The 21,021-nt window shown below is 72.0% G+C and carries 19 protein-coding genes; 13 read left to right on the forward strand and 6 right to left on the reverse strand.

Going from position 1 to position 21,021, the window contains the following annotated elements:
* Positions 1 to 333: coenzyme F420-0:L-glutamate ligase (locus ACWCSD_RS11120; protein ID WP_449914132.1), on the reverse strand; the 333-nt coding region annotated here is incomplete at its 3' end.
* The gene (cofD, locus tag ACWCSD_RS11125) at positions 330 to 1,268 is read right to left on the reverse strand and encodes a 2-phospho-L-lactate transferase (protein ID WP_397165013.1); all 939 of its coding nucleotides are present in this window, start codon (positions 1,266 to 1,268) and stop codon (positions 330 to 332) included. The genes cofD and ACWCSD_RS11120, both read right to left, overlap by 4 nt.
* Positions 1,269 to 1,450: 182 nt before the next feature.
* Here cofD and ACWCSD_RS11130 point away from each other — a divergent pair, with 182 nt between their 5' ends.
* The 4 genes from ACWCSD_RS11130 (at position 1,451) to ACWCSD_RS11145 (ending at position 8,657) form a co-directional block, all read left to right on the forward strand.
* Positions 1,451 to 3,859: a hypothetical protein gene (locus ACWCSD_RS11130; protein WP_449914133.1), complete on the forward strand. Its 2,409-nt coding sequence runs from the start codon at positions 1,451 to 1,453 to the stop codon at positions 3,857 to 3,859.
* Between the two features lie 321 nt (positions 3,860 to 4,180).
* Entirely contained in the window at positions 4,181 to 4,441 is a 261-nt protein-coding gene (locus ACWCSD_RS11135; protein WP_020546325.1) for a WhiB family transcriptional regulator, read from the forward strand.
* Positions 4,442 to 4,545: 104 nt separating this feature from the next.
* Positions 4,546 to 7,353, forward strand: coding sequence for a glycosyltransferase family 2 protein (locus ACWCSD_RS11140; RefSeq protein ID WP_449914135.1), 2,808 nt, complete (start codon positions 4,546 to 4,548; stop codon positions 7,351 to 7,353).
* Positions 7,350 to 8,657, forward strand: a complete 1,308-nt coding sequence (locus ACWCSD_RS11145; RefSeq protein ID WP_449914136.1) for a DUF5719 family protein — start codon at positions 7,350 to 7,352, stop codon at positions 8,655 to 8,657. The genes ACWCSD_RS11140 and ACWCSD_RS11145 overlap by 4 nt, the downstream gene beginning before the upstream one ends.
* A 28-nt stretch (positions 8,658 to 8,685) precedes the next feature.
* Here the strand turns inward: ACWCSD_RS11145 and ACWCSD_RS11150 are convergent, their stop codons facing one another.
* Complete coding sequence (locus tag ACWCSD_RS11150) at positions 8,686 to 9,045, reverse strand: metallopeptidase family protein (RefSeq protein WP_221762053.1); 360 nt, start codon at positions 9,043 to 9,045, stop codon at positions 8,686 to 8,688.
* 405 nt (positions 9,046 to 9,450) lie between these two features.
* On the opposite strand from ACWCSD_RS11150, the gene ACWCSD_RS11155 reads away from it, so the two are divergent.
* The 5 genes from ACWCSD_RS11155 to ACWCSD_RS11175 are packed head-to-tail and all read left to right on the forward strand — an operon-like array spanning position 9,451 to position 13,455.
* On the forward strand, positions 9,451 to 9,819 hold the full coding sequence (locus tag ACWCSD_RS11155; protein ID WP_352323386.1) for a DUF3499 domain-containing protein: 369 nt from the start codon (positions 9,451 to 9,453) through the stop codon (positions 9,817 to 9,819).
* Positions 9,820 to 9,861: 42 nt separating this feature from the next.
* Positions 9,862 to 11,211: a phosphomannomutase/phosphoglucomutase gene (locus ACWCSD_RS11160; RefSeq protein ID WP_449914139.1), complete on the forward strand. Its 1,350-nt coding sequence runs from the start codon at positions 9,862 to 9,864 to the stop codon at positions 11,209 to 11,211.
* The gene (locus tag ACWCSD_RS11165) at positions 11,208 to 11,375 is read left to right on the forward strand and encodes a Trm112 family protein (RefSeq protein WP_352323388.1); all 168 of its coding nucleotides are present in this window, start codon (positions 11,208 to 11,210) and stop codon (positions 11,373 to 11,375) included. The genes ACWCSD_RS11160 and ACWCSD_RS11165 overlap by 4 nt, the downstream gene beginning before the upstream one ends.
* The gene (locus ACWCSD_RS11170) at positions 11,372 to 12,478 is read left to right on the forward strand and encodes an SIS domain-containing protein (protein WP_449914141.1); all 1,107 of its coding nucleotides are present in this window, start codon (positions 11,372 to 11,374) and stop codon (positions 12,476 to 12,478) included. The genes ACWCSD_RS11165 and ACWCSD_RS11170 overlap by 4 nt, the downstream gene beginning before the upstream one ends.
* Before the next feature lie 50 nt (positions 12,479 to 12,528).
* Positions 12,529 to 13,455, forward strand: coding sequence for a cation diffusion facilitator family transporter (locus ACWCSD_RS11175; protein WP_397165002.1), 927 nt, complete (start codon positions 12,529 to 12,531; stop codon positions 13,453 to 13,455).
* Between the two features lie 81 nt (positions 13,456 to 13,536).
* Here ACWCSD_RS11175 and ACWCSD_RS11180 read toward each other — a convergent pair whose 3' ends face one another.
* Positions 13,537 to 13,872 carry a MerR family DNA-binding transcriptional regulator gene (locus ACWCSD_RS11180; protein WP_352323391.1) on the reverse strand — a complete coding sequence of 112 codons (336 nt, stop codon included), beginning with the start codon at positions 13,870 to 13,872 and terminating at the stop codon, positions 13,537 to 13,539.
* Positions 13,873 to 13,968: 96 nt separating this feature from the next.
* Between ACWCSD_RS11180 and ahcY the strand changes: the two genes are divergently transcribed.
* Positions 13,969 to 15,402, forward strand: a complete 1,434-nt coding sequence (ahcY, locus tag ACWCSD_RS11185) for an adenosylhomocysteinase (RefSeq protein ID WP_449914153.1) — start codon at positions 13,969 to 13,971, stop codon at positions 15,400 to 15,402.
* A gap of 64 nt (positions 15,403 to 15,466) precedes the next feature.
* Positions 15,467 to 16,702: an adenosylhomocysteinase gene (locus tag ACWCSD_RS11190; RefSeq protein WP_387668802.1), complete on the forward strand. Its 1,236-nt coding sequence runs from the start codon at positions 15,467 to 15,469 to the stop codon at positions 16,700 to 16,702.
* 42 nt (positions 16,703 to 16,744) lie between these two features.
* Here ACWCSD_RS11190 and ACWCSD_RS11195 read toward each other — a convergent pair whose 3' ends face one another.
* The gene (locus ACWCSD_RS11195; protein WP_352349257.1) at positions 16,745 to 17,377 is read right to left on the reverse strand and encodes a DUF305 domain-containing protein; all 633 of its coding nucleotides are present in this window, start codon (positions 17,375 to 17,377) and stop codon (positions 16,745 to 16,747) included.
* A 168-nt stretch (positions 17,378 to 17,545) separates the two neighbouring features.
* Between ACWCSD_RS11195 and ACWCSD_RS11200 the strand changes: the two genes are divergently transcribed.
* Entirely contained in the window at positions 17,546 to 18,952 is a 1,407-nt protein-coding gene (locus ACWCSD_RS11200) for an LVIVD repeat-containing protein (protein ID WP_449914144.1), read from the forward strand.
* A gap of 27 nt (positions 18,953 to 18,979) precedes the next feature.
* On the opposite strand, the gene ACWCSD_RS11205 is transcribed toward ACWCSD_RS11200, so the two are convergent.
* On the reverse strand, positions 18,980 to 19,972 hold the full coding sequence (locus ACWCSD_RS11205; protein WP_449914146.1) for an RDD family protein: 993 nt from the start codon (positions 19,970 to 19,972) through the stop codon (positions 18,980 to 18,982).
* Positions 19,973 to 20,023: 51 nt separating this feature from the next.
* On the opposite strand from ACWCSD_RS11205, the gene ACWCSD_RS11210 reads away from it, so the two are divergent.
* Positions 20,024 to 21,016, forward strand: a complete 993-nt coding sequence (locus ACWCSD_RS11210; protein WP_358282754.1) for a stage II sporulation protein M — start codon at positions 20,024 to 20,026, stop codon at positions 21,014 to 21,016.
* Positions 21,017 to 21,021: the final 5 nt, after the last annotated feature.

A 21,021-nucleotide genomic window follows, 5' to 3' on the forward strand; every position in this document is an offset into this window, starting at 1 on the left:
GGCGTCGGGGTCCTCGGGCAGCAGCAGGACGGTGCCCGGCTCGGTGTTGGAGGCGTCGACCCCCGCCGCGGCCATGACGAAACCGTGGCGGGTCTGGACGATCACCGTGTCGCCGCGCCTGGCGACGACCCGCTCGGTCTCCTCCTCGATCGCGCTCGCGCGGTCGGGCGCCTGGCGGACGCGGCCCTCGGCCTTGCTGACGATCTTGGAGGTGACCACCACGATGTCGCCGTCGCGCAGGTCGGCGTCCTTGAGCAGGGCGGCCACGTCGTCGCCCGGCCGGACCTCGCCGATGCCGGTGACGGCGATCACCTCGACCCGTCGCGAGCTCATCGGGCCAGCTCCAGCGCCAGGTCGAGCGCCGTGCGGGCGATGTCGGCGGCCGTCTCGGCGTCGTGCATGAGGATCGGACGGGACACCACGCGCACGCCGTCGAGCGCCACCCCGGAGTCCTCCTCGGCCACCAGCCAGCCGTCGACCAGGCCGGCGCCGTAGAGGTCGAGCACGGCCTGGGCCGTGGTCTCCACCCCGATGGCCGTCAGGCAGGCGTCGGCCATGCCGCGCACGGGCGCGCCGCCGATGATGGGGGAGACGCCGACCACGGTCTTGGCCGCGACCGCCTCGCGGATGCCGGGGACCTGCAGGATCGTGCCGATGCTCACCACCGGGTTGGACGGCGGCAGGATGACCACGTCGGCCTGCTCGATCGCCTCCAGCACACCCGGCGCGGGCTTGGCGCTCTCGACCCCCACCAGCGCGAACGACTCGGCCGGGACCGAGGCGCGCAGGCGCACCCACCACTCCTGGAAGTGCACGGCCCGCTTGCCGCGCTCGTCGGAGATCACCACGTGCGTCTCGCAGCGGTCGTCGGTCATCGGCAGCAGCCGCACGCCCGGCTGCCAGCGCACGCACAGGGCCTCGGTGATCTGCGAGAGCGGATAGCCCGCCTCCAGCATCTGCGAGCGGACGATGTGGGTGGCGAAGTCGCGGTCGCCGAGCCCGAACCACTGCGGCTCGACCCCGTAGGCGGCCAGCTCCTCCTTGACGACGTGGGACTCCTTGGCCCGGCCCCAGCCCTGCTCCTCGTCGATGCCGCCGCCCAGGGTGTACATGACGGTGTCGAGGTCGGGACAGACGCGCAGGCCGAACAGGGTGATGTCGTCGCCCGTGTTGCCGATGACGGTGATCGAGGCGTCGGGTGCGGTGGCGCGCAGGCCGCGCAGGAAACGGGCGCCGCCGATGCCGCCGGCGAGTGACACGATGTGCATGCGTCCCAGTCTTCCATCGGCGTCCGACATCCCCGTGGGGGGAGTGGTTCTGCCCCACTTCGGAGCAATGAAGCTCCAGGTATAGGGGTAAATGGGATGGAAGAGGTTCTTGGGACATCCGCCGCGAAAGTCGGCAATGTGGCAAACTCCCTTCGGGCCAAAGGGTCCGATGGGGGTTACTCATGAGCAAAGTAAATGCCGCCCGACTACGGGAGCCGGCTGCCTGGATCATGCTCGTCACCGGGCTGGTGGACGTCGTCCTGACGATCGGCCACATCCTGATCGGCTCGGGCAGCCCGCTCGGCGGCGGGTTCGCCACCCGTGCCGCCGCGAACCTGACGGGCCTGACCAGCCCGGTCGTGACCGCGCTGCTCGTGGGCGCCGTGCTGCTCGTCACCAGGACGGGCGAGCGCTCGCCCAAGGCCCGGCTCATCGCCTACGGCTCGGCCGCCGGCCTGCTGCTCGCCGCCGTGTTCGGCGCGCTGGCGCTGATCGTCGGGCTGTTCGCCGGTGGCGGCTTCCGCGGCGTGGTGGAGCACGTGCTCACGGGCGTGCCCCTGCTCGCGCTGACCGCCGTCGGACTGGTCTACCTGCTCCCCGAGGTCATGCCCGGCCGGACCCCCATCCCCACCCTCGACGGGTACGGCCGCCCCACCACCCACTACGGCCAGCCCCAGCAGTTCGGCCAGCAGGACCAGCCCCAGTACGGCCGCCCCCAGCAGTTCGGCCAGCAGGACCAGCCCGCCTACGGCCAGCCCGACCAGCCCTCCCAGGGCCGGCCCGACCCCGCGCCCCAGCCCGCGTACGCGCAGCCGCACGCCGCGCCGACCCCCTACGGCCAGCAGCCCGCGCTCGCCCAGCTCCCCCCGGGCCAGGACGCCCAGCCCCCGGCTCCCGACAGCCAGCCCGCCTCCTCCGGCTACGCCCCGCAACCGCCGTCGGGCCAGGTCCCCGCAGGCTCGGGCTACACGCCCCAGCCGCCGTCGGGCCAGCAGTCCCCGGCCTACGCGCCGCAGCCCCCGTCCTCGGGCTACGAGCCCCAGGCCGCCTCCGCCGGGTACGCGCCCCAGCCCCCGTCCGGCCAGCACGCCACCGTCGCCTTCGGCCAGCAGGACCCGCAGGCTCCGTACGGCCAGCAGGACCCGCAGGCACCGTACGGCCAGCAGGACCCGCAGGCTCCGTACGGCCAGCAGGACCCGCAGGCTTCCTTCGGGCAGCAGGACCAGCAGGCCCCTTACGGTCAGGACCAGCAGGCCGCCTTCGGGCAGCAGCCGGGTTACGGCGGCGGACAGGCGCCGAACCCCGGCGCGCAGCCCGGCTACGGCCAGCAGCCCCCGAGCTATGGCGGCCACCCCGACCCCGCCACCCCCGGCTATGGCCAGCCCGCCGCTCCCGCCTTCGGCCAGCCCGACCCCGCCGGTTACGGTCAGACCGCGCCCTCCGCGCCCGGCTTCGGCCAGTCCGACGCCCCCGGCTACGGCCACCAGCAGGAGACCCCCGTCCCGCACGCGGCCGAGGCGCAGTCCCCCTACGCCCCCCAGACCCCCGAGGCTCAGCCCGCCTACGGCCAGGTCCAGGGCCAGGGGCACGGCCAGCAGCCCGCCTACGGCCAGCCCGAACAGCCCCCGTTCGGCCAGCCCGCCCAGGGCCAGCCTGACCAGGCTCCCTTCGGCCAGCCTTCGCACGGCCAGCAGTCCGAGCCGTACCAGCAGCAGCCCTACCAGCCGGCCAGGGCCGCGCTTCCCGCCGCGTCCGCCGAGCAGCCGTTCGGCAACCCCCAGGCACCGGCCGGTCAGCCGTTCGCGCAGCCGCAGGGCTTCGGCCAGGATCAGGGGTACACCCCGGCCGCCTACACCCCGTCCGAGACGCTCCCCGACTCCGGCTACCAGCCGCCGGCCGGCGAGTACACCCCCGCGCCGTACGTCCCGGCCGACAGTCAGCCCAGCGCGTACGGCCAGTCCGGCTACCCCACCCCGGAGAACCCGTACGCCCCGAGCAACAGCTCACCGAACGCCTTCGCCGACCAGGCGTACCCGAGCGGCGAGACCAGCCCGAGCGTCCCGTACCCGCAGGCGGAGCAGCAGCAGCCGTACCAGGACCGGCAGAACGCCTTCGACCAGCAGGGCGGCCAGCCGTTCACCGGCTACTCCGGCCACGAGTACGCCACCCCCGCCTTCCAGGAGCCCGACCCGCCCGTGGACCCGCGCTCCCAGCAGCTCCTGGACGCCTACCAGCAGGCCGAGACCTACCAGAGCTCGACGGCCGCCTCCGGCACCCAGCCCGACCTGCGGGTGCCCGACTATGCCGGCCAGCCGGCCAGGCCGTACGACGACCCGTTCGGCCACCCGCAGCAGGCCCAGCCGTACCAGCAGCAGCAGAACGCGTACGAGCCCCAGCAGGGCCAGTACGAGCAGCCCCAGACCTACCGCCCCACCCACCAGGCCCCGGCCGGCTGGAATGAGGCGCAGAGCGAGTCGACGATGCGGCTCGACCCCTCGCAGTTCGGGGACGCCCTGGGCGCCCAGAACCGCCCGGGTGACGACCCAATCGACCCAACGGCCATATACACGCCCAACGAGCCACGCAGGTAACGGACCGGCAAACGACGGCTAGAGAGAAGGTGGCCCAAAGGGCGGGCGTCTACCCCGCCCTGGTACGGTTCCGACCGCTGACAGCGTTGAACGAACCGGGTCGAAGCCTTGCTGTGCAGGGGGTCTCGGCCTGGTGCGAACACCACATGCCGAGCACACCGGGGCGAGAGTCGGTCTTTCCCCGGATACCGTCATGCCGCTTGACGTCACGTACGGCACGCGCGTGTAATTACAACCATGTTGTTACGCCTTCCCGTGGGTGGGTAGGAGGAAGGCGTCCATGGGGGGCTCCATTGCGGGCGGGCGGCAGGGAGGTGTGCAGTGACCGATCCGGTCATCGCACAGGATCAGCTTGACGCTGAAGAACTCGGATGGCAGGAGCGTGCTTTGTGCGCGCAGACCGATCCGGAGGCGTTCTTCCCGGAAAAAGGCGGCTCCACCCGAGAAGCCAAGAAGGTTTGTCGATCGTGCGAGGTCCGTGCCGAGTGCTTGGAGTACGCGCTCGAACACGATGAGCGCTTCGGCATCTGGGGTGGGTTGTCGGAGCGGGAGCGCAGACGGATCAAGCGCCAGGCCGTTTAGGGGATATGAGCGAAAGGGTCACGCGGTAGCCCGCGTGGCCCTTTTTCGCGTGTGATGTCACCTGTAGGGTGGGCGCGCCTGATCAACGCTGGAGTCGCCCGCCCATGTCACGCCCCCTCGTCACCGCGATCGTCGTCGCCCATGACGGCGGCCGCTGGCTGGGGGACACCTTGCGCGCGCTGGCTGGTCAGAGCCGCAGGCCGGAGCGCGTCGCCGGGGTCGACAACGGCAGCAGGGACGGCTCGGCCGACCTGCTCGCGCAGGCGCTCGGCGCGTCCAACGTGCTCACGCTCCCGCGCTCGGCCTCCTTCGGCGACGCGGTGGCGGAGGTGCTGGACCGGCTGCCGCCGTGCGGCCAGGACGAGTGGCTCTGGCTGCTGCACGACGACTGCGCCCCCGACCGGCGGGCGCTGGAGGCCCTGCTCATGGCGGCCGAGCAGGATCCCAAGGCGGCGGTGCTCGGCCCGAAGCTGCGCGACTGGCTCGACCGCAGGCGCCTGCTCGAACTGGGCGTGACCGTCGGCCTCACCGGGCGCAGGGACACCGGGCTGGAGCCGCGCGAGTTCGACCAGGGGCAGCACGACGGCACCCGGGAGGTGCTCTCGGTCTCCACGGCGGGCATGCTGGTCCGCCGCGACGTCTGGGAGCGGCTCGGCGGCCTCGACCCGCTGTTCCCGCTCTTCCGCGACGACCTCGACCTGTGCTGGCGGGTGCGCAACGCCGGGCACCGGGTGCTGGCCGTCACCTCGGCGGTGGCCTGGCACGCCGAGGCGGCGGCCCGCAGACGGCGGCGGATCACGGTCAGCGGCGACCATCCGCGCAGGCTCGACCGGCGCAATGCGATGTTCGTCGTCATGGCGAACCTGCCGTTCCGCGTGATGGTGTGGGCGCTGCTGCGGAACCTGGCCGGGTCGGCCCTGCGCACGCTGCTGTTCCTGGTGGGCAAGCAGCCGGCGAACGCGCTGGACGAGATGGTGGCGCTGGGGTCGATCCTGGCGCACCCGTTCCGGCTGCTGAAGGCGCGCGGGGCCCGCCGCGAAGGCCGTAAAAAGGGATTTAGTCGTATAAAGCGGTTGCTGACGCCGCCGGGGGCGGCCTACCGGCGGCTGACCGACATGGTGCAGAGCTTCCTCGCCGGCGCGGGCCCCGTCGACTCCGCCGGCCGCCACCACCACTCCACCCCGGAGGACGACGAGGACGGCGCGCCCGCCGACACCGGCGCGGTCAAGGGCTTCCTCCGGCGGCCCGGCGTCGTCCTCATGATCGCCCTGGCCGTGATCTCGGTGGCCGCCGAACGGTCGTTGCTCGGCGGCGACCGGCTGGGCGGCGGCGCGCTGGTCCCGGTCACGGGCGGTGCGGGCGATCTGTGGCGGTTCTACACCGAGGGCTTCCACGACATCGGGCTCGGCTCCACCGACTGGGCGCCGCCGTACGTGGCGCTGCTGGCACTGGCCTCGACGCTCGCGCTCGGCAAGACGTGGCTGGCGGTGTCCGTGCTGCTGCTCGGCTCGGTGCCGCTGGCCGGGGCGTCGGCGTACCTGGCGACCCGGCACGTCATCCCGGCGGTGCCCGCGCGGGCGTGGGCGGCGGGCACCTACGCGCTGCTGCCCGTCGCGACCGGCGCGATCGCCTCCGGACGGCTCGGCACGGCGGTGGTGTTCGTGCTGGTCCCGGTGTACGCCGCGCTCGGCACCACGCTGCTGTCCGGGGAACGGCGCGGCGCGCGGCGCGCGGCCTGGGCACTGGGGCTGCTGCTGGCCGTGGGGACGGCGTTCGTCCCGCTGGTGTACCCGCTCTTCGCGGTGCTCGGCGTGCTGGCCGCCGTCGCGTACGGCGGGGTGCGGCGCGGCGTGGTGACCTCCATGGTGATCGCGCTCGCGGTGCCCGTCGCGCTGCTGCTCCCGTGGCTGGCCGGGCTGGTCACGGACCCGGGCCGGATCCTCCTGGAGGCGGGCCTGCACGATCCCGCCCTGGTGGCGGCGGGGCTCGCGCCGGAGTCGCTGCTCGCGCTCAGCCCGGGAGGCCCGGGGCTGCCGCCGTTCTGGGTGACGGCCGGGCTGGTGGTGACGGCGCTGGCCGCGCTGCTCATGCGCCGCCAGCGGCTGATCGTCGCGATCGGCTGGGGCGTCACGCTGTACGGCGTGCTGGCGGCCGTCCTGGTCAGCCGGATCAGCGTCGAAGGGGCGCGGGCCTGGCCCGGCGTGCCGCTGGCGTTCGCGGGGACCGGGCTGCTGGTGCTCGTCGGCCTGACCGCGCACCGGCTGGCCGAGCTGCGGGCCGACGGCGGGCTGCGCAGGATCGGCGCGTCCCTGGTGGTGGCCGCGGCGGTGAGCACGCCGATCCTGGCCGCCGGCTATTGGGTGGCGTACGGGGTGCGCGGCCCGCTGACCGCCCACGCCCCCGGCGTGCTGCCCGCGCTGGCCGCGTGGAGCACCCGGCACGGCGAGCGCACGCTGGTCGTCAAGGGGGACGCCTTCACCGTGCTGCACGGCCGTACCCCGTTGATCGGCGAGGCCGAGCTGCCGGTCGCTTCCGAGGGACGGTCGAAGGTGGCGGACGCGGCGCGCGGCCTGGTCGGCGGCCGTGGCGGAACCGACGCCGCGACGCTGGCCCAGCACGGGATCGCCATGCTGGCGGTGGCCGCGCCGGTGCCGCCGCCGCTGGCCAGGTCGCTGGACTCCCAGCCGTCGCTGGAACGCATGAGCCTGTCGGAGGCGGGCGGCCTGTGGCGGCTGACCGAGCCGTTCACCCGCGTGCCCGCCCAGCCGGCGGACGTCCTGCACGCGCCCTGGTTGTGGACCCAGGGCGTCCTGGCCCTGATCGTGCTGGTCCTGGCCACGCCGGGACGCCGGGGGAGCGGCGCGGTCGAGGGCGTCGAGGCGGCCGTCCCCGTGCCCGCGGGGGTGCGATGAAGGCGTTCGTGGAGAACAGGTTCGGCCTGCTGGTGCTGGTCGTGGTGGCCCTGTCCGCCCTGTACGGCGTCGCCCTCGTCACCCGCCCGGCCCCCGTCCCGGCCCGGGCCGAGGGGCCGCGGAAGGTCGCCGTCGAGTCGGTGACGGCCGTCTGCCCCGGCGCCGAAGGCGCGCGGATGAACGTCTACCTGCCCGGACGCCTGTCCCACGAGGTCATGAAGAACGCCGAGCCGTACGTGACGAACGGCCCGGGAGCGCTCGAAGCCGGATACACCACCCGGGTGACCTCGGGCGCGGCCCGCGGGCTGTCCGGGGTGCGCTGCACCGAGCCGGCGCAGTCGGCCTGGCTGGCCGGCCCCGGCCCCGCGGCGGCCGACGTGATCCTGCACCTCACCAACGCCGACAAGGCCCCGGCCCAGGCCGACGTCGAGGTGTACGCGGCCGAGGGCCTGGTCTCCGGCGACGCGGGCCGCGGTCTGGAGATCGCGCCCGGCGAGCACAAGGAGATCGACCTCAAGACGCTCGCGCCCTCGGCCGACGTCATGGCCGTCGGCGTGACCACCGTCTTCGGCCGGCTCGCGGTCGCGGCCAGGGCGTCGATGCGCGGCGGCGGCGTGGACTGGCTGCCGCTCGCCGCGCCCCCGGCCACCCGCGTGGTGGTGCCCGGCATCCCCGGCGGCGGCGGGCGGCGCGAGCTGCTGGTCGCCGCTCCCGGCGAGAACGACGTGTCCGTGCAGGTCAAGGCGGTCAGCGAGGACGCCGCGTACGCGATGAGAGGCCGCGAGAGCGTGGACGTGCCCGCCGGCAGCGTGGTCGCGCTGGACGTGACCACCGGGATCGGCGGCGAGGCGGCCGCGCTCGTGCTCACCGCGCCCGCGCCGATCGTGGCCGGGCTGGTCGCCACCGGCACCGGGCAGCGGCTGGACGTGGCGTTCACGGCGGGCACGCCCCCGCTCGACCTGGGCAGCGCGGTCGCGGGCAACGGTCCGGGCACGCGGCTGCTGTTCACCGCGCCGGACGGGCCGGGCGAGGTCAGGGTGCAGGAGGTGCCGGCGAAGGGCGCGGCGGGCAGGCCGTACGACGTGGCGGTGCCCGCCGGGCGGACCAAGGAGGTGCGGCTGCGCGGCAAGGGCGAGTTCGCCGTGGTCGTCACGCCCGTGTCGGGCCAGGTCTACGGCGGCCGGGTCATCGAGGAGCGGGAGAAGGACGGCCTGCTCGTCACCGCCCAGCCGCTCGCGCCCGCGCGCGTGTGGACCGTGCTGCCCGCGCTGACCGACAGCCCCCGCGTGGTGCTGCCCGGCTGAGCCGCGTGCTGCCCGGCTGAGCCGCGGGTCAGCGGCGGTCGTCGTAGCCCGGGTCGACGGTCTCGGGGGCGAGGCCGAGCAGCGTGGCGACCTGCTCGACCACCGTGTCGTGCACCATCGCGCCCAGGGTGTCGCGGTCGCGGGCGCGCGCCTCCAGCGGGCGGCGGTAGATCACCACCGCGGCCGGTGACTGGCCGCTGGCCGCGTCGGCCCGGCCGAACGGGATCGGCTCGGTGCCCATGCTCGGGCCGTCGCCCAGCTCGTTGAGCGGCGGCACCTCCTCGACCGCGAACTCCACGGCGGACAGCTGTTTGTCCCACCGGGGCCGCAGCCGGTCGACGGCGTCGAGGACGAGGTCGTCGAAGCGCTCGCTGCGGGAACGGGCCATGGGGACGTGGGAGGGGGCGAGGGGGCCGCGCAGGCCACGACCGTGGCGATCGCGCCGTCTGGGACCGCGCTTTGGAGTCACCGCCCAAGTGTAAGGGCACGTGCCCGCGAACCCCCGGAACCCCCGCCCGCGTCGCCGCCGTCAGGGGGCGTGGGTTCCGACGGACGCCCTCGCGCCCGACTGTCCGTTCCGGCCGGTCACCTTCCTCGGTCGTCGATCAAGGAATCAGGAAAGTACGGCGCGACCGGTGTGGCGTCAGCGGCGAGGGGGCAAGGTTGTCCCTCAGGCGCGCGCATCGGCGCATGTGGGTGGAAAGCCTGCGACAGGTGTCCGAATTGTGGCGACACGCTCGTTAAGAGCGCTCAGATAGTGGCGCCTCGCACTCTTACCAGATACGGTCCCTCCGTGAGCCCCGTCCGCCGCTGTTCCCGCACCGCTTGCAGCCAGCCTGCCGTCTTCACGCTCACGTACGTATACGCCGACTCGACCGCAGTTCTCGGCCCTCTGGCGACGTACGCCGAGCCACACTGTTACGACCTGTGCGCCGAACACGCCGAGCGGCTGACCGCTCCCCGCGGCTGGGAGGTCGTCCGGCTCCCCACCGACGGCAACTCCCCCAGCTCAGACGACCTGGAGGCGCTGGCCAACGCGGTCAGGGAAGCCGCCAGGCCCACCCCGTCCGGCAGCGGCGAGCCGGTCGGCCAAGGGGTCGAGGTCGGGCGCAGGGGCCACCTGCGCGTTCTTCGGTCGGCCCAGCAGCACCGCGACCGGTAGGCTCGTTTCACACGACAAACGACCTAGGGGCGGAGCTGGAGAGTGGGCGACCTCGCCAAGATCTTCAAAGCGTACGACGTTCGCGGGGTGGTTCCCGACGAGCTCGACGAGCCGATCGCCGAGGCCGTGGGCGCGGCGTTCGTCGAGGTGACCGGAGCCGCGTCCGTCGTGGTCGCCCATGACATGCGAGAGTCCTCCGTGCCGCTGGCCGAGGCGTTCATCAGAGGGGCCCGCTCGCGCGGCGCCGACGTCGTGTTCGCCGGGCTCGGTTCCACCGACCTGCTCTACTACGCCAGCGGCAGCCTGGGCCTGCCCGGCGTGATGTTCACCGCCAGCCACAACCCGGCCCGCTACAACGGGATGAAGATGTGCCGCGGTGGCGCGGTGCCGATCGGCGGCGAGACCGGGCTGGCCGAGATCCGCGACCGCGCGGCCGAGCTGCTGGGCGCCCCCGCCACCCCGACCGGGTCGCTGATCGAGAAGGACCTGCTGTCCGGCTACGCCGCCCACCTGCGCGGGCTCGTCGACCTGTCGGCGATCCGGCCGCTCAAGGTCGTCGCCGACGCCGGCAACGGCATGGCCGGCCACACCGTCCCGGCCGTGTTCGAGGGCCTGCCGCTGGAGCTGGTCCCGCTCTACTTCGAGCTCGACGGCAGCTTCCCCAACCACGAGGCCAACCCGCTGGAGCCGCAGAACCTCCTCGACGTGCAGCGGGCCGTCGTCGAGAGCGGCGCCGACCTGGGCCTCGCCTTCGACGGCGACGCCGACCGCTGCTGGGTGGTCGACGAGCGGGGCGCGTCCGTCTCGCCGTCGGCCGTCACCGCCCTGGTCGCCACCCGTGAGCTGGCCAAAGACCCCGGCGGCACGATCATCCACAACGTGATCACCTCGCTCGGCGTGCCGGAGATCGTCCGCGAGCACGGCGGCACGCCCGTGCGCACGCGCGTCGGCCACTCCTTCATCAAGGCGGAGATGGCCCGCACCGGCGCGATCTTCGGCGGCGAGCACTCCGCCCACTACTACTTCCGCGACTTCTGGTTCGCCGACTCGGGCCTGCTCGCCGCGATGCACGTGCTGGCCGCGCTCGGCGAGCAGGAGCGCCCGCTGTCCCAGGTGGTGGCGGCCTACTCGCGCTACCACGCCTCCGGCGAGCTCAACAGCGCGGTCGCCGACCAGGATGCGGCGCTGGCGCTCGTCCGCGCGGCCTTCGCGGGCCGCGGCGAGGTCGACGAGCTCGACGGCCTGACGATCACCGGCCCCGACTGGTGGTTCAACCTGCGCGCGTCCAACACCGAGCCGCTCCTCAGGCTGAACGCCGAGGCGGCCGACGAGAGCAAGATGAAGGCGATCAAGGACGAGGTCCTCGCCATCGTGGGAAGGGTGTCACTGTGAAGATCGACGACTGGCTGCTGGAGATCCTGGCCTGCCCGGCCTGCAAGGCGCCCCTGCGCGCCGAGGCCGAGACCGAGGAGCTGGTCTGCACGGACTGCGGTCTGATCTACCCCGTGCGCGACGACATCCCCGTCCTGCTGGTCGATGAGGCAAGGAAGCCGTGACCTGGGAGCCCGGGCGGCTCGATGACCAGCAACACCTCACCGCGGCCGATCCGGGCGGCATGCTGCTCGCGGTCGCGGCCTCGGCCGCCCAGGTGCGCACGGGTCACCGTGCCGCGGTCGAGGCCGGCGTCGACCGGCTGTCCGCCCAGGGCCGCCCGCGGGCCGTCGTGGTCGCGGGCATGGGCACGGCGGGCCTGACCGGAGACATCCTCGCGGCGGTGTGCGGCAACGGCGTGCCGGCGCCGATCGTGACGTTGCGGTCCTACCAGCTGCCGGGCTGGGTCGGCGCGACCGACCTGGTCATCGCCGTCTCCGCCACCGGCGACGACGACGAGACGGTCTCCGTCGCCGTCCAGGCCGTCCGGCGGGGGTGCGGGCTGCTGGCCGTGTGCCCGCCGGGCTCACCGCTGGAGGCCGTGGCCGTGCAGGCGTCGGCGATCCACGTCCCGGTGCGGGTCGAGGGGCAGCCGAGGTCGGGGCTGTGGCTGCTGACGGTTCCGGTGATCGTGGCCGCGTCCGCGATCGGGCTGGTCACCGCCGGGCCCGAGGTGTTCGAGCGGGTGGCCGCGATCCTGGAGGACATCGCCAACCGCTGCCGTCCCTCCAGCGAGTCCTTCGTCAATCCGGGCAAGTCGCTCGCCACGGACCTGGCCGAGAGCATTCCGATGATCTGGGGTTCCTCGCCGGTGGCCTGCGCGGCGGCGTACCGGCTGGCCTGCCAGCTCAACGAGACCGGCAAGTACCCCGCGGTCTTCGGTCAGCTGCCCGAGGCCGGCCACAACCAGGTGGCGGCCCTGGAGGGGCCGCTGGCCGAGCGGGACATCTTCGCCGACGAGGCCGGGCCGACGCTCAGGCTCGTCATGCTGCGCGACGTCGAGGAACATCCCCAGGTCACGCGGCAGCGCGAGGCGTCGCTGCGGCTCGCGCACGACCGTGACGTGCCGGTCACCGAGCTGACCGCGGAGGGCGTGCATCCGCTCGAACGGCTGGCCACGCTCATCGGCCTGGCCGACTACGCCGCCACCTACCTGGCCCTCGGCTACGCCGTCGATCCGACGCCTGTGGCCACGATCAATGAGCTTCGGGCCAGGATTTCCCAATAGGATCCCATGTCAGGGTCTTTTTAGGTGATCTTTATGAGTGGAGACGTCCGGTGAGCGCGAGTGGTGGCACGAAGGCAATCATTGCGGCGCTGAGCGCCAACCTGGCGATCGCGGTGTCGAAGTTCGTGGCGGCGTTCTTCACCGGGTCGTCCTCGATGCTGGCCGAGGGCATCCACTCGGTCGCCGACTCGGGCAACCAGCTCCTGCTGCTGATCGGCGGGAAACGGGCCCAGCGGGCCAGCGACAAGACCCACCCCTTCGGCTACGGGCGCGAGCGTTACTTCTACGCGTTCGTGGTCGCCGTCGTGCTGTTCACGATCGGCGCGGTCTTCTCCCTCTACGAGGGCTGGCACAAGATCTCCGAACCGGCCGAGGTCGACAAGCCCATCTGGGCGTTCGCGGTGCTGATCTTCGCGATCATCGCCGAGGGCTTCTCCTTCCGTACGGCGATCAGGGAGTCCAACCCGCTGCGCGGCAAGCAGTCGTGGTTCGCCTTCATCCGCCGGTCGAAGTCGCCCGAGCTGCCCGTCATCCTGCTGGAGGACCTGGGCGCGCTGCTCGGTCTGATCTTCGCGCTGTTCGGCGTGACGATGGCCGTCATCACCGGCGACGGCGTCTGGGACGGCATCGGCACCCTCATGATCGGCGTGCTGCTGGCGATCATCGCCGTCGTGCTGGCCGTCGAGACCAAGTCGCTGCTGCTCGGTGAGGGCGCCTCGCCCGAGGTCGAGGAGCAGATCCGGGCCGCGCTGGAGGGGGCGCCCGAGGTGGCCAGGATCATCCACATGCGCACGCTGCACCTCGGCCCCGAGGAGCTGCTGGTGGCCGCCAAGATCGCGGTCGAGCACGACGACACGGCCGGCGAGGTGGCCCGCGGCATCGACGAGGCCGAGCGGCGCATCCGCGACGCCGTGCCGATCGCGCGGGTGATCTACCTGGAGCCCGACCTCGACCGGCTGCGCACGACGACGAGCTGACGCTCGTCCCGGAGGCCGGCCGCGCACGACGGCCGGCCGACGCTTCGCCGGGCGGCTGACGCTTCGCGGGGCGTATGACGCTCAGCCCTGGGGTCGCAGGAGCCTCAGGGCCTTCTCCTTCTCGAAGTCCAGAGCCCGGCGCGGCACCTGGATGCGGCCGATGCGCACGCCCAGGTCGCGCACGGCCGCGGCCACCTGCGGCTCGCTCAGTACGCGCAACGCGAACGCCAGCTCGGCGGGCGAGACGTCGAATCGTTTCTCCAGCTCCACCCCCTGCGCCACGGCGGCCAGCTCCTCGGGCCCGAATCTGCGGTGCGCCCCCCGCTCACGGACCGGCGGCAGCAGGCCCAGCGCCTCCCGGTATCGGAGCATTCGTGGGGACATGCCGAGCCGCTTGGCCGCTTCCGTGATGCGCATCCTTACATTCTTACGTCAGTTTCGCTGTCTCGGAGATGCGGGGCTGCCCGAGCGCCGCCTAAACTCGTCCGCGACAGCAATCGTGACGCGAGGGGAATCCCGATGGACTTCAAGGTCGCCGACCTTTCACTTGCCGACTTCGGCCGTAAGGAAATCCGGCTCGCCGAGCACGAGATGCCCGGCCTCATGGCGATGCGCAAGGAATACGCGGCCTCCCAGCCCCTGCGCGGCGCGAAGATCATGGGCTCGCTGCACATGACGATCCAGACGGCCGTGCTCATCGAGACGCTGGTCGCGCTCGGCGCCGAGGTCCGCTGGGTCAGCTGCAACATCTTCTCCACCCAGGACCACGCCGCCGCCGCGGTCGTCGTCGGCCCCGAGGGCACCGTCGAAGACCCGAAGGGCGTCCCCGTGTTCGCCTGGAAGGGCGAGACGCTGGAGGAGTACTGGTGGTGCACCGAGCAGGCCCTCACCTGGCCCGGCGGTGACGCCCCCAACATGATCCTCGACGACGGCGGCGACGCCACGCTCCTCGTGCACAAGGGCGCCGAGTACGAGAAGGCCGGGGCCGTGCCGCCCGCCGGCGCCGACGACCCGGAGGAGTGGCACGTCATCATCGACCTGCTCACCCGCACGGTCGGCGAGGACAAGCGCTGGACGCGCATCGCCGAGAGCATCAAGGGCGTGACCGAGGAGACCACCACCGGCGTGCACCGTCTCTACGAGATGTACAAGAACGGCCAGCTGCTCTTCCCGGCGATCAACGTCAACGACTCGGTCACCAAGTCCAAGTTCGACAACAAGTACGGCTGCCGCCACTCCGTGATCGACGGCCTCAACCGCGCCACCGACGTGCTCATCGGCGGCAAGGTGGCCGTGGTCTGCGGCTACGGCGACGTCGGCAAGGGCTGCGCCGACGCGCTGCGCGGCCAGGGCGCCCGGGTCATCGTCACCGAGATCGACCCGATCTGCGCCCTTCAGGCGGCCATGGACGGCTTCCAGGTCACCACGCTGGAGGACGTCGTCGGCATCGCCGACATCTTCGTGACCACCACCGGCAACTTCAACATCATCACCGCCGAGCACATGGCGCAGATGAAGCACCAGGCGATCGTGTCCAACATCGGCCACTTCGACAACGAGATCGACATGGCCGGCCTGGCCAAGCTGCCCGGCATCGTGAAGAACAACATCAAGCCGCAGGTCGACGAGTGGGTCTTCGCCGACGGTCACTCGATCATCGTGCTGGCCGAGGGCCGCCTGATGAACCTGGGCTGCGCCACCGGCCACCCCAGCTTCGTCATGTCCAACTCCTTCACCAACCAGGTGATCGCGCAGATCGAGCTGTTCACCAAGACGGCCGAATACCCGATCGGCGTCTACACGCTGCCCAAGCACCTCGACGAGAAGGTCGCCCGCCTCCACCTCGACGCGCTCGGCGTCAAGCTCACCGAGCTGACCAAGGAGCAGGCGGCCTACATCGGCGTGCACGTCGAGGGCCCGTACAAGCCCGACCACTACCGCTACTGATCGGCTGGGCGGCTCCGGGAGGGGGGTCCCTCCCGGAGCCGTGCTTTTTCGCGAGGGGCTGGGCATGGATCTCTGGGAAAGCGGCGAGCGGCAGATCTCCTGGGCCGCGCGCTCGATGCCGGTGCTGACCGCCATCGGCGAGCGGTTCGCGCTCGAACGCCCGCTCGACGGGCTCAAGATCGCGGCCTGCCTGCACGTCACCGCCGAGACGGCCGTGCTCATGGGCGCGTTGAAGGCGGGCGGCGCCGAGATCGCGCTGGCCGCCTCCAACCCGCTGTCCACCCAGGACGACGTGGCCGAGGCCCTGCGCGCGTACGGGATCGCCGTGCACGCGCGGGCCGGGGTCGATCGCGCCACCTACTACCTGCACATCCACCAGGCCCTCGACCTCGGCCCCGACCTCGTGCTCGACGACGGCTGCGACCTGGTGAACATCCTGCACACCGAGCGCACCGACCTGCTCGAAGGCGTGAGCGGAGGGTGCGAGGAGACCACGACCGGCATCATCCGGCTGCGGCAGATGGCGGCCGAGCAGGCGTTGCGCTTCCCGGTCGTGGCCGTCAACGACACCCGTACGAAGCGCATGTTCGACAACCGGTACGGCACCGGGCAGTCCACCCTCGACGGGATCATGCGCGCCACCAACACCATGCTCGCGGGCCGTACGGTCGTGGTGGCCGGGTTCGGGTTCTGCGGGCGCGGCGTGGCCGAGCGGGCCAAGGGGCTCGGCGCGCGGGTCGTCGTCACCGAGATCGACGCCGTCAAGGCCCTCGACGCCACCCTGCAGGGCTACGAGGTGCGTCCCATGGCCCAGGCGGCGATGATCGGCGACCTGTTCGTCACCGTGACGGGCAACCGGGACGTCATCAGGGCCGAGCACCTGTCCGTGATGAAGGACGGCGCGATCCTGGCCAACGCCGGCCACTTCGACGTCGAGATCGACGTGCGGGCCCTCGACGAGATGGCGCGCGAGGTGCACCGGGGGGTGCGCCCGAACACCGACGAGTACGTCATGCCCGACGGCAGCCGCCTGCTGCTGCTGGCCGAGGGCCGCCTGGTCAACCTGACCGCCGCCGAGGGCCATCCGGCGGCCGTCATGGACATGTCGTTCTCCGCGCAGGCGCTGGCCGTGGCCTGGCTGGCGGGGCAGCGGGCGGGCCTGGTGCCCGGCGTGTACGACGTGCCGGAGGAGATCGACCACGAGGTGGCCAAGCTCAAGCTGGCCGCCGCCGGCATCGGCATCGACACGCTGACCCCGGAGCAGGAGGACTACCTCCACTCCTGGCGGGTCGGCTCCTAGGAGACAGACCAGAGCTCCTGGGAGACCGGAGCTTCTAGGAGGCTAGAGGGCCGCCTGCATCTCCTGCATGCGGCGGATCTCGGCCGTCTGGGTGACGCTGACGTCCGTGGCCAGCTCCTCGATCTTGATGTGCGAGCCCGCGGTCAGGACCCGGTCGGACATCTCAAGGGCGCCCAGATGGTGTTTGATCATGAGCTCCAGGAACAGCCGGTCGAAGTCCTTGCCCGTGGCCGCCTTCAGCGCCGCCATCTGCTCGGGCGTGGCCATGCCGGGCATGTCGCCGTGCGCCGCGTGGTGGTCGGGCACCTTCTGGTCCTGCTCCTTGAGCCAGGTGGTCATGAACTGGATCTCCGGGCCCTGGGCCGTCTTGATCCGGTCGGCCAGGCCCTTGAGCTTGACGGAGTCCGCCCTGGTGGGAGCCAGGATCGCCATGTCGAGGGCCTGCCGGTGATGGACGATCATGTCCTGGACGTACGTGATGTCGGCGGCGTTGGCCGTGGGCCCGGGGACGGCGGTGGCCGCCTCGCCCGGGGCCAGCGTGCGGGCCTGCTCGCCAGGACGGCCTGGGGCGAGCACCGGCGCGGTGGAGTCGGCCCGCGGCGCGGAGGACGCGCCGGAGGAGCAGCCGGACAGGGCAATCAGCGTGCCCGCGATGACGATGAGCGCGCCGCGCACTCGGCCTCCTGACTGGCTCGGGACGAGAATGCGGACTCTAGGCCATATACCGCTCCAGCGAAAGAGGTTGAAACGGAACAAGATTTGACACATTGGACACTGGCCAGGTCCTGGCGGCGTGAGCGACGATGACGGAGATTTATGCCCCCTTTATAGGAGGACCACGGAGTGTTCACCCCCCGCAGGGCCCTCATCCTGGTCGCCGCCCTCGTGGCGGCAACGGGCGCCACACTGCCCGCCCAGGCTGCGGACATCCCGGCTCCCGGCGAGATCGTCATGAGCTCCAACATCACGCACGTCACGAACGTGCCCAAGCCACAGGCGCTGTCCGACATCCACACCGACATGGCCTTCCAGGGCGACTACGCCTTCGTCGGCAACTACTACGGCTTCTCGATCTACGACATCAAGCAGCCGAAGAAGACGTCGCTGGTGAGCTCGGTCGTGTGCCCAGGCGGCCAGATGGACATGTCCGTCTACGGCAACCTGCTGTTTGGGTCCGTCGACTCCTCGCGCAACGACGACTCGTGCAGCAGCACCTCCCAGAGCGCCTCCGTCAAGGAGTCGTGGGAGGGCATGCGCATCTTCGACGTGAGCGACAAGTCCAACCCCAAGTACGTCAAGTCGGTCGAGACCAACTGCGGCTCGCACACCAACACGCTGGTGCCCGGCCGCGACGGCAAGAACGTCTACATCTACGTCTCCTCCTACGGCCCCAACGCGAACTACCCGGACTGCAAGCCGCCGCACGACCTGATCTCGATCATCAAGGTCCCGCTGGACAACCCGGCCGCCGCGGCCGTCATCGCGACGCCGAACCTGTTCCCCGACGGCGGCAACCCCGGCCTGCCGCTGCCGTACCCGAACGGCAAGTCGGCCACCACCGGCTGCCACGACATCACCGCCTACCCCGAGAAGGGCATCGCCGCGGGCGCCTGCATGGGCGAGGGCATCCTGCTCGACATCTCCGACCCCGAGCAGCCCAAGGTCACCGCGAAGGTGCGCGATGACGTGAACTTCGCGTTCTGGCACTCGGCCACGTTCAACAACGAGGGCACGAAGGTCGTCTTCACCGACGAGCTGGGCGGCGGCAGCCGGGCCACCTGCAACGCGGCCATCGGCCCGAACAAGGGCGCGAACGCCTACTACGACATCGTCGGCGGGCAGCTCGTGTTCAAGGGCTACTTCAAGATCGCCCGGCATCAGGCCGACACCGAGAACTGCGTCGCGCACAACGGCTCGCTGATCCCGGTCAAGGGCCGCGACGTCATGGTGCAGGCGTGGTACCAGGGCGGCATCTCGGTGGTGGACTTCACCGACTCCGCCCACCCGCAGGAGATCGCCTACTTCGAGCGCGGGCCGGACGAGACCGCTCCGCCGCTCGACGGGGGCTTCTGGTCGGCGTACTACTACAACGGCTACATCTACGGCTCGGACTTCAACCTGGGCCTGGACGTGCTCAAGCTCAACGACCCGCGGACGAACCAGGCCAACAGCGTCAAGATGGGCCAGCTGAACGCGCAGACGCAGGGCTCGTACCCCGAGCACGGGCGCGGCGTCCCCGGCGGCAACTGACCCGCTGCATGATCCCGCGCCGCCGGCTCACTGCGGCGGCGCGAACCCGCCCGGAGTCGCCTTCGGCGGCTCCGGCGCGGGCCCCGGCTGAGGCCGCCGCGGAGCTCCCTGCGGCTGCGCCTGCGGATACGGCGCCTGCGGATGCGCCTGCGGGTACGGCCCCTGCTGCTGGTACGGCCGCTGCGGCGCATAAGGCCCCGGCTGCTGGTACGGCCCCGGCTGCGGGTACGGCGCGTACGGCGTGGACCGCGGCGCGGCGCCGGCTGCCAGGGCGGCCTGGCGCGCGAAGCGGGCCTCCTCCCGGCGCCGGCGCTCGGCCAGCACCGCGCTCAGGTACGCGTGCGGCGGCACCCCCGCGGGCGCGGCCGGCGACACGAAGGCCGCGGTCTGCGTCGCGATGCGCACCCCCATGTCGTGCTGGACCTGCGGCGTGAGGTCGTGCCAGCGCATCAGGTACTGGCGGGCGGCCTGCGCCACCTCCTCGGGAAGCTGGGAGAGCTCCAGGGTGGCGGCCCACGCGGCCAGCGGCGGCGGCATGAGGATGGCCTGCCCGCTCTCGCGCGGCCCGCGGTCGGAGATCACGATGGTCCCGGCGAAGATGTCGCCGAGCCGCTTGCCCCGCTGGGAGACCAGCGAGGAGATCAGCGCGGGCGCGCCGGAGAACATCCAGAACTCCACCAGCCCGGCCAGCCCGCGGAACAGCGCCTGCCGGAAGCGTTCCGGGCTGCCGTCGTCCGCCACCACCCGCAGGCCGAGCGCCAGCTTGCCGAGGCTGCGCCCCCTGCTGAGCGTCTCGAAGAGCACCGGATAGCCGATCATGACCAGCACCAGCAGCACGATCATGGCCGCGCCGAGCATGGCGTCGTCCGAGACGACCGCGAACGCGCCCAGGAGCATGTACGCGCCGATCAGCACGACGAGCTGCACCGTCATGTCGATGACGAACGCCAGCGCGCGCGAGGGCATCTGGGCCACCCGCACCTCGACGACGACGGCGTCCCCGGTCACAACCTCTGACATATGTGGAGCCTAACGGCAATGCCGCATTGATCGAGCGGCCACAATGGTCGGGTGGACATCGATGCGTTCGTCACAGCACACCGCCCCGTCTGGGACCGGCTCGACCACCTGGTCAAGAACCGCTCCTCGCTGACCGGCGCGGAAGTGGACGAACTGGTCGACCTCTATCAGCGGGTGTCCACGCACCTGTCCATCGTGCGCTCCTCCTCCCGCGACGCGGTGCTGGCCGGACGGCTGTCGGCGCTGGTGGCCAGGGCCAGGTCGGCGGTGACCGGCGCGCACACGCCCGCCTGGCGGGAGCTGGCCCGCTTCTTCACCGTCTCCTTCCCCGTGGTGGCCTACCGGGCGCGGTGGTGGTGGCTGGCCGCGGCGCTGGCCAGCATCGCGGTCGCGTGGGTGCTGGGGGCGTGGGTGGCCGCCAACCCCGACGTGCAGGCGTCGATCGCCTCGCCGGACGAGATCGCCCAGCTCGTCGACCACGACTTCGCCGACTACTACTCCGAGCACCCCGCCGCCTCCTTCGCCAGCCACGTGTGGGTCAACAACGCCTGGGTGTCGGCCCAGGTCATCATCTACGCCATCCTGCTCGGCATCCCCATCCCGTTCATCCTCTACAGCAACGCCGAGAACGTCGGCGTCTCGGCCGGGCTGATGGCCTCCAGGGGCAAGCTGGACATCTTCTTCGGCCTGATCACACCGCACGGCCTGCTGGAGCTGACCGGCGTCTTCCTGGCCGCCGCCGTCGGCCTGCGCCTGGGCTGGACGGTGATCGATCCAGGGCCGCGCAAACGGCTGGAGGCGCTGGCCGAGCAGGGCCGGGCGGTGATGAGCGTCGCGCTCGGGCTGGTCGTGGTGCTGTTCGTGTCGGGCCTGATCGAGGCGTTCGTGACGCCGTCCGGGCTGCCCACGGCCGTGCGGGTGGGCATCGGCGTGCTCGCCGAGGCGGCCTTCCTGACGTACGTGATCGTCTTCGGCCGCAGAGCCCTGCGCGAGAACGAGACCGGCGACGTCGAACGCGCCCCCGACGTCGCCCCCACGGCCTAGCGGCC

It is taken from the genome of Nonomuraea sp. NPDC001684 (assembly GCF_053596515.1).

Excerpts from the sequence above, each read along its gene's own strand:
- ACWCSD_RS11205 (WP_449914146.1), bottom strand. The coding sequence starts at position 19,972 with ATGTCAGAGGTTGTGACCGGGGACGCCGTCGTCGTCGAGGTGCGGGTG.
- cofD (WP_397165013.1), bottom strand. The coding sequence starts at position 1,268 with ATGCACATCGTGTCACTCGCCGGCGGCATCGGCGGCGCCCGTTTCCTG.
- ACWCSD_RS11150 (WP_221762053.1), bottom strand. The coding sequence starts at position 9,045 with ATGGCCCGTTCCCGCAGCGAGCGCTTCGACGACCTCGTCCTCGACGCC.
- ACWCSD_RS11145 (WP_449914136.1), top strand. The coding sequence starts at position 7,350 with ATGAAGGCGTTCGTGGAGAACAGGTTCGGCCTGCTGGTGCTGGTCGTG.
- ACWCSD_RS11140 (WP_449914135.1), top strand. The coding sequence starts at position 4,546 with ATGTCACGCCCCCTCGTCACCGCGATCGTCGTCGCCCATGACGGCGGC.
- ACWCSD_RS11190 (WP_387668802.1), top strand. The coding sequence starts at position 15,467 with ATGGATCTCTGGGAAAGCGGCGAGCGGCAGATCTCCTGGGCCGCGCGC.
- ACWCSD_RS11130 (WP_449914133.1), top strand. The coding sequence starts at position 1,451 with ATGAGCAAAGTAAATGCCGCCCGACTACGGGAGCCGGCTGCCTGGATC.
- ACWCSD_RS11180 (WP_352323391.1), bottom strand. The coding sequence starts at position 13,872 with ATGCGCATCACGGAAGCGGCCAAGCGGCTCGGCATGTCCCCACGAATG.